14 protein-coding genes and 1 pseudogene are annotated in these 15,242 nt (G+C 64.3%); 8 read left to right on the forward strand and 7 right to left on the reverse strand.

The window, feature by feature from the left end; genetic code table 11:
* Nucleotides 1-78 precede the first annotated feature (78 nt).
* Nucleotides 79-732: an AraC family transcriptional regulator gene (locus ACFFIC_RS18795; RefSeq protein ID WP_377053162.1), complete on the forward strand. Its 654-nt coding sequence runs from the start codon at nt 79-81 to the stop codon at nt 730-732.
* Between the two features lie 12 nt (nt 733-744).
* Here the strand turns inward: ACFFIC_RS18795 and ACFFIC_RS18800 are convergent, their stop codons facing one another.
* The 4 genes from ACFFIC_RS18800 to ACFFIC_RS18815 all read right to left on the reverse strand — a co-directional run bounded on the left by ACFFIC_RS18800 (nt 745) and on the right by ACFFIC_RS18815 (nt 3,335).
* Nucleotides 745-1,209, reverse strand: coding sequence for a GntR family transcriptional regulator (locus ACFFIC_RS18800; RefSeq protein WP_377053164.1), 465 nt, complete (start codon nt 1,207-1,209; stop codon nt 745-747).
* A gap of 27 nt (nt 1,210-1,236) precedes the next feature.
* A complete protein-coding gene (locus tag ACFFIC_RS18805; RefSeq protein ID WP_377053166.1) occupies nt 1,237-1,878 on the reverse strand; it encodes a helix-turn-helix domain-containing protein in 642 nt (213 codons plus the stop codon).
* Nucleotides 1,875-2,744 (reverse strand): PDR/VanB family oxidoreductase, encoded by an 870-nt coding sequence (locus tag ACFFIC_RS18810; RefSeq protein WP_377053168.1) that lies wholly within the window; start codon nt 2,742-2,744, stop codon nt 1,875-1,877. Before ACFFIC_RS18810 ends, ACFFIC_RS18805 begins: the two co-directional genes overlap by 4 nt.
* Before the next feature lie 75 nt (nt 2,745-2,819).
* Nucleotides 2,820-3,335 carry an MOSC domain-containing protein gene (locus ACFFIC_RS18815; RefSeq protein WP_377053170.1) on the reverse strand — a complete coding sequence of 172 codons (516 nt, stop codon included), beginning with the start codon at nt 3,333-3,335 and terminating at the stop codon, nt 2,820-2,822.
* A 162-nt stretch (nt 3,336-3,497) separates the two neighbouring features.
* On the opposite strand from ACFFIC_RS18815, the gene ACFFIC_RS18820 reads away from it, so the two are divergent.
* From ACFFIC_RS18820 to ACFFIC_RS18835, 4 genes are all read left to right on the forward strand, one after another.
* Complete coding sequence (locus ACFFIC_RS18820; RefSeq protein ID WP_377053172.1) at nt 3,498-4,595, forward strand: TRAP transporter substrate-binding protein; 1,098 nt, start codon at nt 3,498-3,500, stop codon at nt 4,593-4,595.
* Entirely contained in the window at nt 4,592-5,569 is a 978-nt protein-coding gene (locus ACFFIC_RS18825) for a Bug family tripartite tricarboxylate transporter substrate binding protein (protein ID WP_377053174.1), read from the forward strand. The genes ACFFIC_RS18820 and ACFFIC_RS18825 overlap by 4 nt, the downstream gene beginning before the upstream one ends.
* Nucleotides 5,570-6,039: 470 nt before the next feature.
* Nucleotides 6,040-7,272 carry an MFS transporter gene (locus ACFFIC_RS18830; protein ID WP_377053176.1) on the forward strand — a complete coding sequence of 411 codons (1,233 nt, stop codon included), beginning with the start codon at nt 6,040-6,042 and terminating at the stop codon, nt 7,270-7,272.
* A 293-nt stretch (nt 7,273-7,565) separates the two neighbouring features.
* Nucleotides 7,566-8,711 carry a M20 family metallopeptidase gene (locus tag ACFFIC_RS18835; protein WP_377053188.1) on the forward strand — a complete coding sequence of 382 codons (1,146 nt, stop codon included), beginning with the start codon at nt 7,566-7,568 and terminating at the stop codon, nt 8,709-8,711.
* A 126-nt stretch (nt 8,712-8,837) separates the two neighbouring features.
* Here ACFFIC_RS18835 and ACFFIC_RS18840 read toward each other — a convergent pair whose 3' ends face one another.
* The 3 genes from ACFFIC_RS18840 to ACFFIC_RS18850 form a co-directional block, all read right to left on the reverse strand.
* Nucleotides 8,838-10,460, reverse strand: a complete 1,623-nt coding sequence (locus tag ACFFIC_RS18840) for an amidase (protein WP_377053178.1) — start codon at nt 10,458-10,460, stop codon at nt 8,838-8,840.
* A gap of 46 nt (nt 10,461-10,506) precedes the next feature.
* Nucleotides 10,507-11,481: a Bug family tripartite tricarboxylate transporter substrate binding protein gene (locus tag ACFFIC_RS18845; protein ID WP_377053180.1), complete on the reverse strand. Its 975-nt coding sequence runs from the start codon at nt 11,479-11,481 to the stop codon at nt 10,507-10,509.
* Between the two features lie 174 nt (nt 11,482-11,655).
* The gene (locus ACFFIC_RS18850; RefSeq protein WP_377053182.1) at nt 11,656-11,994 is read right to left on the reverse strand and encodes a DUF6525 family protein; all 339 of its coding nucleotides are present in this window, start codon (nt 11,992-11,994) and stop codon (nt 11,656-11,658) included.
* Between the two features lie 370 nt (nt 11,995-12,364).
* Here ACFFIC_RS18850 and ACFFIC_RS18855 point away from each other — a divergent pair.
* The 3 genes and pseudogenes from ACFFIC_RS18855 to ACFFIC_RS18865 form a co-directional block, all read left to right on the forward strand.
* A pseudogene (locus ACFFIC_RS18855) lies at nt 12,365-12,451 on the forward strand (hypothetical protein); the annotation flags it as partial.
* A gap of 257 nt (nt 12,452-12,708) precedes the next feature.
* Nucleotides 12,709-13,218: a cysteine hydrolase family protein gene (locus tag ACFFIC_RS18860; RefSeq protein ID WP_377053184.1), complete on the forward strand. Its 510-nt coding sequence runs from the start codon at nt 12,709-12,711 to the stop codon at nt 13,216-13,218.
* A gap of 623 nt (nt 13,219-13,841) precedes the next feature.
* Nucleotides 13,842-15,092 (forward strand): MFS transporter, encoded by a 1,251-nt coding sequence (locus ACFFIC_RS18865; RefSeq protein ID WP_377053186.1) that lies wholly within the window; start codon nt 13,842-13,844, stop codon nt 15,090-15,092.
* The last annotated feature ends 150 nt before the right edge of the window (nt 15,093-15,242 follow it).

Raw genomic sequence — 15,242 nt, forward strand, 5'->3', positions numbered from 1 at the left:
GCCTCCGTCCGACGCATGCTCCGAAGGCTCTGTCAGAAAACTACATGATCTCGGACGGACTCTGAGGGGCGTTCCTTCGTGATCTCGGCGGAGCAGGCGGTCTGGCTGCCAACCGGTCTGTCGCACCGGGTTGGCTCGCTGCTCGGCGCCGAGTTCCGCAGTCTCTGGATCGCCGAGGAGGTCGGTGCAGGGATCCCGAAAACCCCCACGGTGTTCAGCGTGTCGCCCCTGCTCCAGGCCCTCATCGTCGAGGCCGCGGCCATCGAGGGCCAGGACGATCCCAATGGCTATGCGGGCCGTGTGACCGGCCTGATCCTCGACCAGCTCCGGCGCGCGAAGTCCCTTCCGGCTGCGCTCCCTTGGCCGCGTGGAGGCCCCCTGCTGAAGGTGTGCGAGGCCATCTACGCTGACCCAGGCGATCCACGCGGGTCAGAGGAGTGGGGGAAGGAGTTGGGCATGTCTGGACGGACGCTGGCCCGGCGCTTCGACGCGGACCTTGGCATGAGCCTGCGTTCCTGGCGAAAGCGCCTACGACTGTTCAAAGCGATCGAGATGCTGGGCGGCGCCCTGGGGGTGACTCAGACGGCACTGAAGCTTGGTTACGGCTCGACCTCGGCTTTCATCTACGCCTTTCGTACCGAGATGGGATGTGGCCCGCAGACCTACATGCGAGGATGCGGACCTGATCGTGTCGCCCTCGCGGCCTCTCGCGCTGGAGATACTTTGCCCTGATCTGCACCCCGATCATCCGCTTGTGGTGCGGCCGTATTGGTAGGGCCTGCTATTGTCCGCCCTGTACTCCAGAGCAGACGCACAGCTTTCGAGCGCTGCATGCAGACAATCGGACTCGCTTCCTGGCGACGCCCAGGGCCTATCTGACTGATCGCGAATAGGCTGATGTGGCTCCTGGAGAACGCTGTCCTGGTGGGCCTCTTGCTCCAACGAGATGAACCAAAAACGTACGGCCCGGTCATGCAGGTTGCTCAGGATGTCAAAGAAGACTGGGTTGCCTGATGCGCGCGCGATGGTGCTGTGAAACGCTTTGTCCAGCAGCATCATCGCTCCGGTGTCATGCCGCTCAAGCGCTGCCGATGTATCGTCCAGCACAGTATCAAGGGCTTTCACGTCATTGGGGGTGAAGCGGCGTCCCGCCAGGCGCACGGCGCGGCATTCGTTTACCGTACGGGCCTCGATGATCTGCAGCACCATCTGCGAATGGAGTGCTTCCGAGCATGATCAGGGGGTGCGTCGTCGAGCCTTCAAATCCGGCCGGGTAACGGCGACGATGGCCGATGCAGGCTCATCACCGACGCGGCGGATACGATGAGCCAAATGCCCCGAAAATTGAGCGCAGTCCCCTTTTTCCAGGACGAAGCCGCGGTCCGCGAAGCGCACCTCCACCGTTCCCTGAAGAACGAAGAACAGTTCCTCACCCCCGTGTTCGGCTTGTCCTTCCGCGCTGAACTCGGCCGCTGGATGGAGGACAAAGGCTTCCAGCACTGCACCGTTGCGACTCAACGCCTCGATGCCGTGTGTTGCGGCAGTGGCGGAGGTGAGGGGCAGGCGGTCGGGAACCCTGGTGACGCGCACCGCGTGCTCGGCCAAGCGTTCGCCGAAGAGTTCTGCAACTGGGACACCCAGAGCTTCAGAGAGGCGAAGGACGGTCGCAATAGACGGGTTCTTCATGCCGCGCTCCAGGCGCGAGAGATAACCCTTGTCCAACCCTGCCGCTTCGGCCACCGCCTCCAACGTCATGTCCCGACCCTGACGCAGTTCTCTGATTCGGGCGCCGACTGCAGCCGCTCGCGTGGCATCGCGGGTGCTATTGCCTACGGCTTCGGCGCGTGCGGCTGCTGACCTTTGGACCGTGGCGCTCATGCTTCGACGACTAGCCGATCCGAAGCACACCCGGCAACACACGCCATGAGGTGGGTCCGCCGCTCCTCCGGTTGCAGCACGCGGTCACGGTGAACAGGTTCTCCCTCCAGCCATCTCACCTTGCAGGCACCACAAACACCTCCCTCACAGGATGCGTCCACCTTCGCGCCTAATGCCCGCAGTGCGACAAGCATGCTGCCCCCCGCAGGAACATCAGTTGAAGCACCATCCTGGGAGAGTACCAGGGTATAGGGGCGCGCGTTCGGATCGGGCGCCAGGACAGGCGGCACAAAGTGTTCCGCCCGGGCAGTGCCGGAGGGCCAGGATGCCGTGGCGTGCTCGAAGGCATCGATCATCGCCAGGGGACCGCAGCAGTAGGCCTGCAGGCCGGGAACATGAGCACCAAGCAGCGTCTCGAAGGCGGGTCTGGGCGCCACCGCGGTGTCATGCACCACCGCGCGTCCAGCGCTGATCCAAGGAGCAAGGTCGCCTGGGCAGGGGAGTGCGCCCCGGTGCAGCACATGCAAGGCCCAGTCAGCCCCCTGGCGCTCCAGCACCGGCGCCATCGCAAGGAAGGGGGTGACGCCGATCCCCCCTGCCACCAGGATGTGGCGCGAGGCACTCTCGGCGATGGGGAAGGTGCAGCGCGGCATGGACGCCCAGACCGTGTGCCCCTCCTCCAGCGCATGCACCCATGCGCTGCCACCCCGCGACCGCGTCTCCAGCTTCACCGCAACAACCCATGCGTCTTGCACCGCCGGATCGCCGCACAGGCTGTAGGCGCGCGAGCCGACCCCGGGAACGTGGAGGTCGAGGTGCGCTCCCGGCTTTGTGCGAGGCAGCGGCCACCCGTCGGGATCCTTCAAGGTAACGCGCCAAATGCCAGGACCGGCGGCACAGGCCTCCGCAACGCGAAGCTCGATGTTACGGGCCATCGGTAATCAGGCGGGCTCGATCGCGTCGCCCACACGCAGGGTTCCACCTTCAAGGATCTTACAGTTCAATCCCGACCGGTGGACCATGGGGTCGAACACCGCCTTGCCGAGGATCTCCTCAATGTGGCGGCACGGCACAGAAAGGCGCGTCGCCTCCACGAGGCATGCTCCGAGGCGGAAGCGCTTTCCGACAAGGTGGTTCAATGCGACACCCCGCGTGGTGACATTCCGCCGGTGTTCCTCCGGAAGCATCTCCATCTTGTAGTCCCGCAGGATGGCCTCCAGCACCTCGGCCTCGAACAGGGTGATCTGACGCCCTTCCTCAGGCTTCTCGGAGTAAAAACCGGTTTCCGTACCGATGCGGTAGCGGTCGCCGACAATCCCCTCGCCCGCGACAAGCTCGATTGCTTCCTGCGCCTGCATGGGCAGGAAGGCACGCGGCGTGATGTGCAAATGGGAAACCAACCCGCGCCAGGCCAGTGTCATCGATGGCGAGGTCTTCGGGGCGAGAGTAACGCTCATCAGCTTGCTCCAAGATGGGCAACTAGTTGCCTGATTGACTATATCTCGTGAAAGATGCCCTCATCTTCCTCCCGACATCAACGGTTGTTTCGTTGGCTGCCGGGCATCGTGGTGGCACGCCGGTTGCCAGAGGTGTGCCTTCCTAGCCAGGAGACCTCCCCTATGCGCCGTCGCCGTCTCATAGCCGCGGGCTCCGCGGCACCCACCCTGGTTCTGCCCGCCCTATCGGCCCCCGCTCTGGCGCAGACCACGCCCGAGATCCGTTGGCGCATGACGAGCTCTTTCACCAAGGTGCTCGATGTCACCTACTCCACCGGAGAGTACTTCGCCCGCCTTGTCTCCGAGATGACGGATGGGCGGTTCCGCATCACGCCCTTCGCAGCCGGAGAGATCGCCCCGAGCCTTCAGGCGCTGGACGCGGTTACGCAGAACAGCGTGGAGATGGCGCACACGGGCGGGCTCTTCTTCACGGGGAAGGACCCGGCATTCGCCTTCACCACAACCGTGCCATTCATGCTGAACCCCCGTCAGCAGTCCGCCTGGATGTATCACGGCGGCGGCAACGACATGCTCAACCGTCTCCTGAAGGATTACAACGTCTACGGACTGCCGCTTGGAAACACCGGCAACCAGATGGGTGGCTGGTTCCGTAAGGAAATCAGGAGCGTTGCCGACCTGAACGGGCTCAAGTTCCGCGTCGCAGGGCTGGCGGGCAACATCATGGCCAAGATGGGCGTCGTGCCTCAGCAGATCGCGCCGGGCGACATCTACTCCGCGTTGGAACGCGGTACCATCGACGGGGTGGAGTATATCGGCCCCTACGACGACGCGAAGCTCAACTTCGAGAGGGTTGCTCGCTACTACTACTATCCCGGCTGGGGCGAAGGCGGCGCCGTCCTCCACGCCTTTGTTAACCTGGAACGTTGGCACGAACTGCCGAAGTCGTACCAGGCCGTCCTCACTGCTGCTTCGGGCGCGGCATCACAGTGGATGCTCGCGCAGTACGATTGGAAGAACGTAGAGGCGCTGTATCGCCTCGTTGCGAACGGAACGCAGCTTCGCGCCTTCCCGAACGAGGTGCTGGACGCCCTTTACCGCGTGTCAGGGGAGGTGTTTGCCGAAATGTCAGCCCAGAGCCCACGCTTCAAGGAACTGCTGGAAAGCCAGACCTCTTTTCGCGACCGCTCCTACGGCTACCACCAGGTGGCGGATTACTCCTTTGACAGCATGATGCTCCGCCTCCGGAGGGCGGCGCGGTGAGCACCCGGATCACACGGCGGACGGCTCTGGCGGCGCCGCTCCTTGCGGCTGCGCCCCGCATCGCGGCAGCACAGACCTTTCCCGCTCGTCCCATCCGTATGATCGTGCCATTTGGCGCCGGTGGTATCAGTGATCTCGTTGCCCGCCTCTCGGCGGAAGCGGCAGGACCGCTCCTGGGTCAGCCTGTGGTGGTGGAGAACCGGACCGGCGCCGGAGGCAACATCGCGGCCGAGGCAGCAGCTCGCGCCACGCCGGACGGCCACACCATCCTTTTCTGCAGCGTCGGCATGCTGGCGGTGAATCCCGTGCTCTACCGCCGCCTTCCCTACGACCCAGCCCAGGACTTCTCTACCGTCGCTCCGGTTGCGAACACACCGCATGTCTTAGTCATTCGGCCGAACCTTCTTCCCGCCGGTGGCGGCCTGCAAGAGTTCCTGGCGCTCGCACGCAAGGAACCAGGCAAGGTCACCTGGAGCACGGCTGGTGTAGGCAGCTCGCCTCACCAGACACTCGCCTTGCTTCAGTCGCTCAGCGGCGCAGAGCTGACAGCGGTGCACTACCGGTCAGGTGCGGCCGGGGTGCAGGCCGTACTCACCGGCGACGTCGCTGCCACCGCGGAGGCAACACCCGTCGTGGTCGAGCACATCCGCGCCGGAACGCTACGAGCGCTCGCCACGGCAGCACCAGAACGCCTCGCCTTGCTGCCCGAGGTGCCCACCGCCGCCGAGGCCGGGATGCCTGCACTGGTGAATGGCTCGGCCGCTGCCATCCTGGTGCCGCGCGCGACTCCCGAGCCAGTCCGCGCGATCTTGGAGGCTGCCTTCACCCACGTGACGGCCTTGCCGGACCTGCGGGCGAAGCTCGCCGCCCAAGGGACTGCTGTGCTCGAAGGAGGCCCGCAGGGCTTCGATGCCATGATTGCCGCGGAGACGGAGCGTTGGCGTCGTGTGCTCCGGGGCATGACGCTGGACTGAGGCGATGCCAGAGGCGGGTTGAGAAGGTGGTTCCCGCACCGGCTGCTCGTACGGAAGGGCGGTGGACAGAACAGCGCGGAAAGGAATGTCGAGTGTTCGGCCCCACGACCGCGCAACGGGAACATCCCGGATCTGTTCACCGGCCACCGCGGCTTCAATTTCGGTACTGTCAGCCGCTATGCCCACCTCCGGCCAGGTCTCCGGCAATCGCTCCCATGCCTTCGCGCTACGCTGGAGTTCGTCAGCACCGCCTCAGATACGGCATGGCCCTGGCCGAATCTCACCTGCGAGCAGAGCACCAAGTCTGGGGCCTGACTGATAAGCAGCCTTCGCACACGAACCGAAATGCAACTGATCGAAGCCTCTGGCAGTCCGCTCGCTGAATCACTTGGGCCGTGTCAAGCTCGGCTGAGAGAAGGCAGCCTGGTGCCGCCGCGGGCACGGTCATGCCGAGATGGGGAAACAAGCCAGTGTCAAAGGAAAGCATAGCAGATTCCACCTATGCCTGGTGGCGTCTGATCGCGGCGGTTCTCCTGGCGACCATTGGTGGCATCGGCCTCTGGTCCATCGTGGTTGCGCTTCCGGCCATTCAAGCAGAATTCGGTGTTGCTCGCGCCGAGGCTTCGCTGCCCTACACTCTCACCATGCTCGCCTTCATGGTTGGCGGCGTGGCCATGGGCAGGCTTGCTGACCGCTTCGGGGTTGTGCTGCCCGTGGTGATCGGCGCCCTGGCTTTGGGCGCAGGCTACATCGCCACGACCTTTGTTGCCGATCTCTGGCAGTTCGGGGTGCTTTACGCGATCTTCGTTGGGGGCCTGGGCAGCTCCGCGGTGTTCGGCCCGCTGGTAGCAGACACCTCCTTCTGGTTCACCCGGCGGAGAGGCATTGCGGTAGCGCTCTGTGCGAGTGGTAACTATTTCGCCGGTGCCATCTGGCCACCCATTCTCCAGCACTTCATCGCAACTTACGGCTGGCGCGCGACACATGTCGGCATCGGCATGTTCTGCGTCGCCACCATGCTGCCGCTGGCACTCGCCTTGCGCAGGCCGCCGCCGGTGCAAGCCGGTGAAGGCAACGTGCGGGCCACGACTGGCTTGGCCCAGCTAGGCCTTTCCCCGAATGCGCTCCAGTCCCTCCTCATGCTGGCGGGCGTCGCCTGCTGCGTTGCGATGGCAATGCCTCAGGTGCACATCGTGGCGTATTGCGCCGACCTTGGTTACGGCCCTGCCCGAGGGGCGGAGATGCTGTCCCTCATGCTAGGCTTCGGCGTCGTCAGCCGCCTGATCTCCGGTGCAATTACCGACCGGGTCGGGGCGCCGGTCATGCTGCTACTCGGATCGGGCCTGCAGGCGGTTGCCCTGGCGCTGTTCCTTCAGTTTAACAGCCTCGGTGCGCTCTACATCCTCTCGGCCCTCTTCGGCCTTTTCCAAGGTGGGATCGTGCCGAGCTACGCCGTCATGGTGCGACAGTTCTTTCCGGCGGCGGAAGCCGGGCTGCGGGTGAGCCTCGTGCTGTCCGCGACCCTCGCAGGCATGGGGTTGGGCGGCTGGCTGTCGGGCGCAATCTTCGATGCGACGCTCAGCTACCAGCTGGCCCTGGTGAATGGCATCGCCTGGAACGCGCTCAATCTGGCCATCGCTGCCTGGATCGTTATCCGGCTGCGCACCCGGCTGGTACCGCCGGGAGCACGTCTCAGAGCCTAGACCAACCTCCTGCTCCCAACTTCACACGACGTGATGGCGAGCTCGGCGCGATCGGGAACGTGGTGGAGTGGCTGGATCGCCGCGGGCGAGATTTTGCGAGGGGCAGTGCTTCGTGCTGCCTTGGCGGCAAGCTAGGCGGTGGGTTGATAAGGGTGATGCTCGCAACGGGATTTGATGAGCCCAAGACCCTGCGGTCCTATGAGCGCGTTGGGTTAGAACGCCTGGGAAGACCTTGTTCCGGACCGAGTCATTCTGACTAACTCCGCAATCAGAAAGGCTTCATTCACTTGGAGGTGGACCTGTCGATGCCTGACAATATCCTTTCTCATGACGCTGTCGTCCTGGCCCAGCGGTTGGTCCGCTTTCCATCTCTCAATCCGCCGGGCAACGAGGAGCCGTGCATCGACTTCTTGGCCCACCTCCTGGCGGGGCTGGGTTTCTCCATCGAGACCCACGAATTTGCCCCAGGGCGCCCATCTGTCATCGCGCGTCTCCTTGGATCGCCGGGGCTGAAGCCACTGGTCTTCACCGGACACCTCGACGTCGTCCCGGTCGGTGCGACGGATTGGACGTTTCCGCCCTTCGATGCCGTCATCGCCGATGGCCTGCTGCATGGCCGCGGAGCCTGTGACATGAAGTCCGGTGTGGCCGCCTTCGTGACGGCGGCGGCGCGGCTCCTCGCGAGCACCGTTTCGCTTCGGCGGGGGCTCGTCTTCATCCTCACGGCTGGGGAGGAGACAGGATGCCAGGGAGCATTCGACCTGGCACGACGCAATGTTCTTGGCGAGGCAGAGCTCCTCATTGTCGCGGAGCCGACGAGCAATCAGCCTGTCGTCGCTCATAAGGGCTCACTTCGGGTCGGGGTGACCGCTCGCGGCAGGACAGCTCATTCCTCAATGCCGCAGGAAGGCGATAGCGCGATCTCAAAGATTGTGTCCTGGATCTCACGCCTGGAAGCTTACCGCTTCAAAGGGAAGCACCCGCTGCTTGGCACTACAACAGCCGTGACAACGACCATCAGCGGTGGACAGAACATCAATTCGGTCCCTGATATAGCGCGGTTCACCGTCGACTTCCGAACCCTGCCGGACGACGACCACGAGAGTATCTTGGCCTGGATGCAAGAGCTGTTCGGTCCCGAGGCTCAGCTCGAGGTCATCACCGACTTCAGCGGCTTCGCCACCGATCCGAACCACCCCGCCCTCATCCCACTGCTTACTCTGCTTAGCAAGATTTCCGGTGTTCGGCCGACCCTAATGGGTGCACCCTACTTCACCGATGCATCTGCCCTGGTGCCCGGCTTTGGCCACGTGGCCACGGTCGTCATCGGTCCTGGTCATTCTGCGCAATGTCACAAGACGGACGAGCATTGCCCTGTGAGCGAGATAGAGGACGCTACGAGGATCTACGAAGGATTGATGCGGCACTTTTGCGCCTGAGCAGAGCGCAAAGTGTGAACACGCACGCGTTCGGAACCGCCTTCTGTACACCGCTCCAGGGACTTGGATGCTTCTCGGCGCCCACTCCCAGTCGGCCGCGAGGCGGGAACTAATCATCCGGAGGCGTTAGCCAAGCTGGTACGCCGGTTCCTGCTCGAGTGGCACCGGAACCTGGAGCCGCTCCACCATGGCCTGCGCGTAGGGCGCCGCCGAGCATAGGTGACGGAAGGCGCGGTCTGAAAGGTCCAGCCCGGCGGCGCGCGAGAGCCCGCGCAGGGCATCCTCCTCGCCCGTCGTGAGCGATGAAGGCTCAGGGTCGGTTACTGACGGGGTGACCGGCGGTGGCGCATGCGGATCGAGATACGGCCGAGCGGAGCGCCAGTCTGTCGCCCGCTCGAAGGCGTACGCCACCCGTAGGACCGTGGCCTCGTCGAAGGGACGGCCTGCGACCTGCATGGACAGGGGAAACCCCTGATGGAATCCGATGCACTGCGCCAGGGCCGGGCCCGTTGGAATGTTAAACGGCGTCACCAGCGAGGTCGTCTTTCGCCAGAACTGCACGGGCCGGTAGGCGTCCAGGCGCGGCGCGAGGCTCGGCGCGGCGGTGACCAGCACGTCGAAGCGCTCGTAGATCCGGTCGAACTCCTCCATCATCATCCGGCGGAGCCGCTGCGCCTGCACGTAGTCCGCCCCACGGAAAAGCATGGCGGGCAGGATGCGGGCTAGGAAGTCCTCGCCGAAGTCGCCGGGCCGCTCGCGGAGCGCCTGGGCATGGACGGCATGGATTTCGCTCTCGCCGATGACAATCTTCACGTCATTGTAGGCCGTCGAGGGACGAATGCGGACGTCCTCCAGTCGGGCGCCGAGATGGCGAAACACGCCGAAGGCCTCCTCAAGTGCCTTCACGGTGGCTGGGGAGGCGGCACCCTCCTCCTCAAACAGGTGCCGCAGCACGCCCACGCGTAGGCCGCGGATGTCGCCCGTCAGGGGGGCGCGATAGTCGGGCGGCGCGGCGGCGGCGCTCGCCGGGTCGCGCGGGTCGTGCCCAGCCATGGCCTGGAGGGCGATGGCGCAGTCCTCCACCGTCCAGGTCAACGGCCCTACATGGTCGAGGCTGAAGGAGTTGGGCATCACCCCGCGCCTGCTGACGAGGCCCGAGGTCGGCTTCAGGCCGACCAAGCCGCAGAACCCTGCCGGGTTCCGGACGGACCCGCCCGTGTCGCTGCCGATCGCGAAAGGCATTAGCCCTGCCGCGACGGCGGCGCCGGAGCCGGAGGAGGATCCGCCGGTGAAGTGCTCGGTGTTCCAGGGGTTGCGGGCGGGCGGCCAGGCGAGGTCGAAGGAGGGCCCGCCATGCGCCCCCTCATGCGTCGTGAGCTTGCCAAGCAGGATGGCTCCGGCGGCCCGCAGCCGGGCTGTGACATGGGCGTCCTCCGACGCAACGCGATCGGCATAGACACGGGACTGCCCGGTGGTCGGCAGCCCGGCGGCGTCCACGACGTCCTTCAGGCCGTAGGGAATGCCGTGCAGCGGGCCCCCGGCACCGCTTGACATGATCTCCCCCTCGGCACGCCGCGCGTTCTCCAGCGCGGCGTCGAAGGTCGGGCGCAGGTAGGCGTGCAACTGCGGCTCCAGCACCTCCGCCCGCGCGATCAACGCCTTCACCAACTCGACGGGCGACAGGGAGCGCTGGGCAATCAGCCGCCCAGCCTCCGCGATGGTGAGGAAGGCGAGTTCGTCGGCACTCATGAGATTGGCCTCCGGAGAACGGGCACTGCGCAAAGCGGCATTCGGGTCAGTTCTGGGTGATCCCTGCCGCCTTGATCAGGGCCGCCCACTTGTCGCGCTCCGACAGCACGAAGGCTCGGAATGCCTCCGGGGTGTCTGCCTTCTGCTGGGCGCCCTGCTGAAGGAGCGCCTGCTGGGTCGCGGGCTCGGACAGCGCCCGGACCAAGGCGGCGTTCAGCCGGGCGACGATCGGCCCGGGCGTACCGGAGGGTGCGAAGAGACCGTACCATCCCTCAACCACATAGCCGGGCAGCCCGGAATCAGCGATCGGCTTCAAGCCAGGAAGCAGCGGTGAGGGATAAGGGGCCGTCACCGCCAGTGCGCGTAGCCGCCCACCCTGGATATGGGGCAGGCAGGTTGCGATGGAGTCGAACATCACCGGGACACGGCCGCTGAGCAGGTCAGGATAGGCGGCAGCGCTGCCGTTGTAGGGCACATGCACCATGCCCACACCCGCAAGGTTCTTGAACAACTCGCCCGAGAGGTGGATCGTGCCGCCTGCACCGCCTGAGGCGTAGGAAAGGTCCTGCCGCTTCGCGAGGGCGATCAGATCCGGGACACTCCGCACCGGCAGGTCCGGATGGACGACCAGCACGTTCGTCACGGACGCGACGTGCACGACGGGCGTGAAGTCCCGGATCGGATCGAAGCGCAGGTTGCTGTAGAGGCTCGGGTTGACAGCGTTGGTGCTCGCCGCCCCGAGGAGGAGCGTGTAGCCGTCCGCCGTCGCACGCGCCGCGACCTCCGTGCCGATGTTGCCTCCCGCGCCAACTCGGTTTTCCGCGACCACCGGCTGGCCGAGCTGGTCGGTCAGCTTCTGAGCCACGAGGCGGGCGAGGATGTCAGTGGTACTGCCCGGTCCGAAGGGAACGATCAGGCGGATTGGCCGGGATGGGTAGGCGTCCTCCTGCCCCAGAGCTGAGCGAGAGGAGAACAGGAGGGTAGGCGCGACGAGAAGACCACGACGGGACAAGGCTCGCATGGGAACACTCCTGCTAGACGTGGGCTCGTGTAACGCTTCCCTGGCAGACACTTACCCGCTCCCTCAGATGCCATCCAAGCGCTATCGCGACCTTAACAGGTAGCAGGCGCACCTACCCGGTCCTGGGCGCCTCGCCAGCATCTGGGCAAGCTTTCTCATGCATAAAACAGCTTCTCACCGTCTTGACCGGAGCACGCTGACTCCTGCGGCGACATGCGGAAGTGCGGCGCCAGTAGCGTGGCGGTGCGTGGCGGCGAATTCATCGCGCTCCATCTGCTCGCAACGGTCCAAGTGGTTGAGCAACGAGCGTTCGGCGCGGGCAGAACTGGCGTGACGGCGTCTGAATAGCTTCCAGAGCTTGAGCGTGTTGACGGCCCAAGGATCGTAGGCGTGATCCTGCATTCGCCTCTGAATGTTGGCTGGAAGGGCGTCGTAGCTGTCCCAGTCGCTACCATCGTAGCGAAACCAGATCGTGTCGCGTGATGTCACGTCGTTGTGGCTGAAAACGGCCACTGTTCAGATCTCCTCCTACTCAACATACGCAACGTTATAACATAACACAACACTCGAGAACCCCTCCTCGAGCTACTTGATCGAGACCTCCGAAAAGCCTGGGACAGATGTCGCGGCAGGAGAGGCGACTATTCTCTTCCGTGTGCTGTCCGCAGGCATGAGGCTGGCTATCTGGCAGCGCCACACGCCACCGGTCTGATCGCACCACACAAGGCCCCTCTGGTTGGCCAACCCCTACTGGCAGGCCGTATCGGGCGGCGCGAAGCAGCGAGGCACTGGTGGGCTGCTATCGGATCCGTCGAACTGGCCGGACGACTCAAAATGTCGGACGGGAGTGAAGGCCAACTGGCAGTAGTCCTATGGCGACCGAAGCCAGGATATCGTCTTCATCGGCATGGGTAAGGACGAGGAGGCCCTGAGGCCTAGGCTGGATGCTTGTCTGACTGTGCTGCACTGAGCTTCGCCGCTCAAGGTGGCTGGCCAAGTCCCTTCCCACACCAACGTTTGACCTGATTTGCGGGAATGGCGAGGAATCGAGTGTCCATTGCATCTACAACACGGGCATCCACCTTATGCGGTTCTTCCGGGCTGCGGACCCTGACTACAAGCACGACGACGCGACGGTTGGGCGGAGAGATTTAACACGTAGCTCCCGCCTCCCGCTCGACTGTTGGCGAGCGGTTCAATTTTCGGCACGGCTTGGTAAACTGCCTCATGACAACGCCGCATAGGGCTCCTTCGCTGACCGGCACGCAGGCGCTGCTGGCCGTCGATGTTCAGCCGAGCTTCTCCGTGCCGGATCACATCGTGGACGGGATTAAGGCACTGAGTCGAAAACTCTACACGGTCACCACCGTCGAGAGGCATGACGAGGCCGTCACCCCCTTCGAGCGTCAACTGGGTTGGAAACCAGGGACCAACGACGAGAGCCTCGTTCCCGCCGACTGCGCCTTCATTAAGCACGGCTACCTGCCGCCGGTTGCCCTCATCGAGCATCTGAAGGCTCGCGGGGTGGAGCGCGTTTTCGTCTGCGGCATCCAGGCCGATACCTGCTGCCTCGCCGCTGGCTTCATGCTCTTCGACGCGGGCCTGCACCCAACCCTGCTCAAGTGGCTCAGTGTTGGATCCTCCTTGGATCACTCGGCTGGTCTTGGTGCCAGCCTCTGGCAGCATCACTTCGGAAACGTTCTTCACCACCCGGATGAACTGCACCTTTCGGGCTGAGGGCACAGATGTTCCGCTAGAGACGCTTGCGGAACACGCGATCGCAAGGTGCACAGTCATGCAGGCATTCCGCTCTGACCTCATATACGGTCCTAAGCGGACCGACCGCCATCGGCTAGATCACGCCATAGCGGGCAAGCTTGAGCGGACCGCTTCGATGTCCGCTCGCAGGGGTGGAGTAGACGCCTGGGCGCTTGCCTTCTACAGCCGCTGTCCACCCAAGCTCCGGCACCCAGAGGCGCATGAGGAACAGTCGTTTCCAGGAAGATGACAAGGGTAGATGAACGTTGGAGATCGGGCGCAGTCGGATCCGAGATCCAGTCGCGCGCTCGGAACCGCACCCCGCCTTGAAAGGGCCAGCAAGACGGCCAGCGGTCCCGCCAGGACGGACTGCCTGATCGGGCCGTTCGTTTGCAATGCCTCGGTTGCCTTTCTCTTAGCGGAGGACGTTATCCCGCTGTTAGCCGTCCTGGCCTAGCCCATCGATGAGTGCCTAGCGTTCTGTTGCACCCTGGCCAGTTGCTGTCGCCAGGCAACAGGGGGATGCTGACGGTCAAGGGGGGAATTGCCTTGACGAAGACCGCACGACCTGCGGACGATCGCCCTCAGGCGGATGTACGACAGTGACCGATCCACGTTGGATCTCGGCGCAGTCTCCATTCGCTATCCGCAGCTATCGCTTCCAGTGGTCGGCCGACCTGATGACATCTTGGGCCTTCGAGATGGAGACCCTGATCCTTGGCTGGTACATCGTGGTGCAAACGCAGTCAGTTCTGCTGGTGACGCTGTTCGGGTCCCTGCAGTTCCTAGGGACGCTGATCTCACCCTTCCTCGGCTTGTTGGGCGACGCGATCGGGCATCGCACCGTGATGTGCTTGATGCGAGTTTCCTATGCGATCCTGGCAGCGGCCCTGGCAGTCCTGACGCTGGCCGACATGCTGACGCCGATGCTGGTGCTGATCGCGACCGGAATTGCCGGGCTGATCCGCCCCTCCGACATGAGCACTCGCAATGTGCTGATCGGCGAGACCATGCCCAATGACAGGCTGATGAGCGCCATCAGCCTGTCGCGTCTTACAACAGACTCCGCACGCGTGGGTGGCGCTTTGGCCGGGGCGAGCATCGTCGCCGCCCTTGGCATGGGTGAGGCCTATCTGATGGTGGCGTTGTTCTACGCATTGGGCATGCTTCTGACGCTGGGCATCAGCGCGGGGCGGGTGGCGGAGCAGGGGCCTGCGGCGGTGGCGCGCTCGCCGCTACGCGGCCTGTGGGAGGCAGCGCAGGCGGTGTGGCAAGCGCCGTCGCAGCTGGCGGCAATGCTGATGGCATTCTTGATCAATCTGACGGCCTTTCCTTTCACGCTGGGACTGTTGCCCTACGTCGCGCGAGACGTGTACGGCACCAACCAGGCGGGGCTCGGCTACTTAGTGGCATCCGTAGGAGCAGGCAGCATCTTGGCCTCGCTGATCCTCAGCCGGATGGGCACGGCGGTGAAGCCAGCACGCATGATGCTGGTTTTCAGCGTGATCTGGCACGGGCTGCTGATCCTATTCGGTCAGATCGGCAGTCTGACAGGTGGCTTGCTGCTGCTGCCGGTGATCGGAGGTGCGCAGGTGCTGTGCGTGCTGCCAATGTCAGTGCTGTTGCTGCGCGACGCGCCCCCAGCGCTACGCGGCAGGATCATGGGGATGCGTAGCTTGGCGGTCTATGGGCTTCCAGTCGGGCTGCTCTGCTCTGGGCCGCTGATCGATCATCTGGGCTTTCCGGCGACGGCGGCAGTCTATGGTACCCTGGGCATCATTCTGACGCTGTTGGTGCTGGTCAGTTGGCGCGCGCATCTGTGGCCGCGTCTTGCGCCAGGAAACGACGCCTAGACACGCACCGGGCTGGCAATGCCGTCCACTTCTCTGATCATGTTGCTTGGCATCATGTTAACCATTCGGCTCGTGTTTTCGCGACTGATACCAAGCGCCTCAGGTTTTGACCTGTGCCCAGGAGCGGCGCGTGATGGAGGCGACCTGCTC

The sequence above is a fragment of the Muricoccus vinaceus genome (assembly GCF_042433125.1).
Taxonomy (GTDB): Bacteria; Pseudomonadota; Alphaproteobacteria; order Acetobacterales; family Acetobacteraceae; genus Roseomonas; species Roseomonas vinacea.

Excerpts from the sequence above, each read along its gene's own strand:
- ACFFIC_RS18860 (WP_377053184.1), top strand. The coding sequence starts at position 12,709 with ATGACAACGCCGCATAGGGCTCCTTCGCTGACCGGCACGCAGGCGCTG.
- ACFFIC_RS18840 (WP_377053178.1), bottom strand. The coding sequence starts at position 10,460 with ATGAGTGCCGACGAACTCGCCTTCCTCACCATCGCGGAGGCTGGGCGG.
- ACFFIC_RS18805 (WP_377053166.1), bottom strand. The coding sequence starts at position 1,878 with ATGAGCGCCACGGTCCAAAGGTCAGCAGCCGCACGCGCCGAAGCCGTA.
- ACFFIC_RS18845 (WP_377053180.1), bottom strand. The coding sequence starts at position 11,481 with ATGCGAGCCTTGTCCCGTCGTGGTCTTCTCGTCGCGCCTACCCTCCTG.
- ACFFIC_RS18800 (WP_377053164.1), bottom strand. The coding sequence starts at position 1,209 with ATGGTGCTGCAGATCATCGAGGCCCGTACGGTAAACGAATGCCGCGCC.
- ACFFIC_RS18820 (WP_377053172.1), top strand. The coding sequence starts at position 3,498 with ATGCGCCGTCGCCGTCTCATAGCCGCGGGCTCCGCGGCACCCACCCTG.
- ACFFIC_RS18815 (WP_377053170.1), bottom strand. The coding sequence starts at position 3,335 with ATGAGCGTTACTCTCGCCCCGAAGACCTCGCCATCGATGACACTGGCC.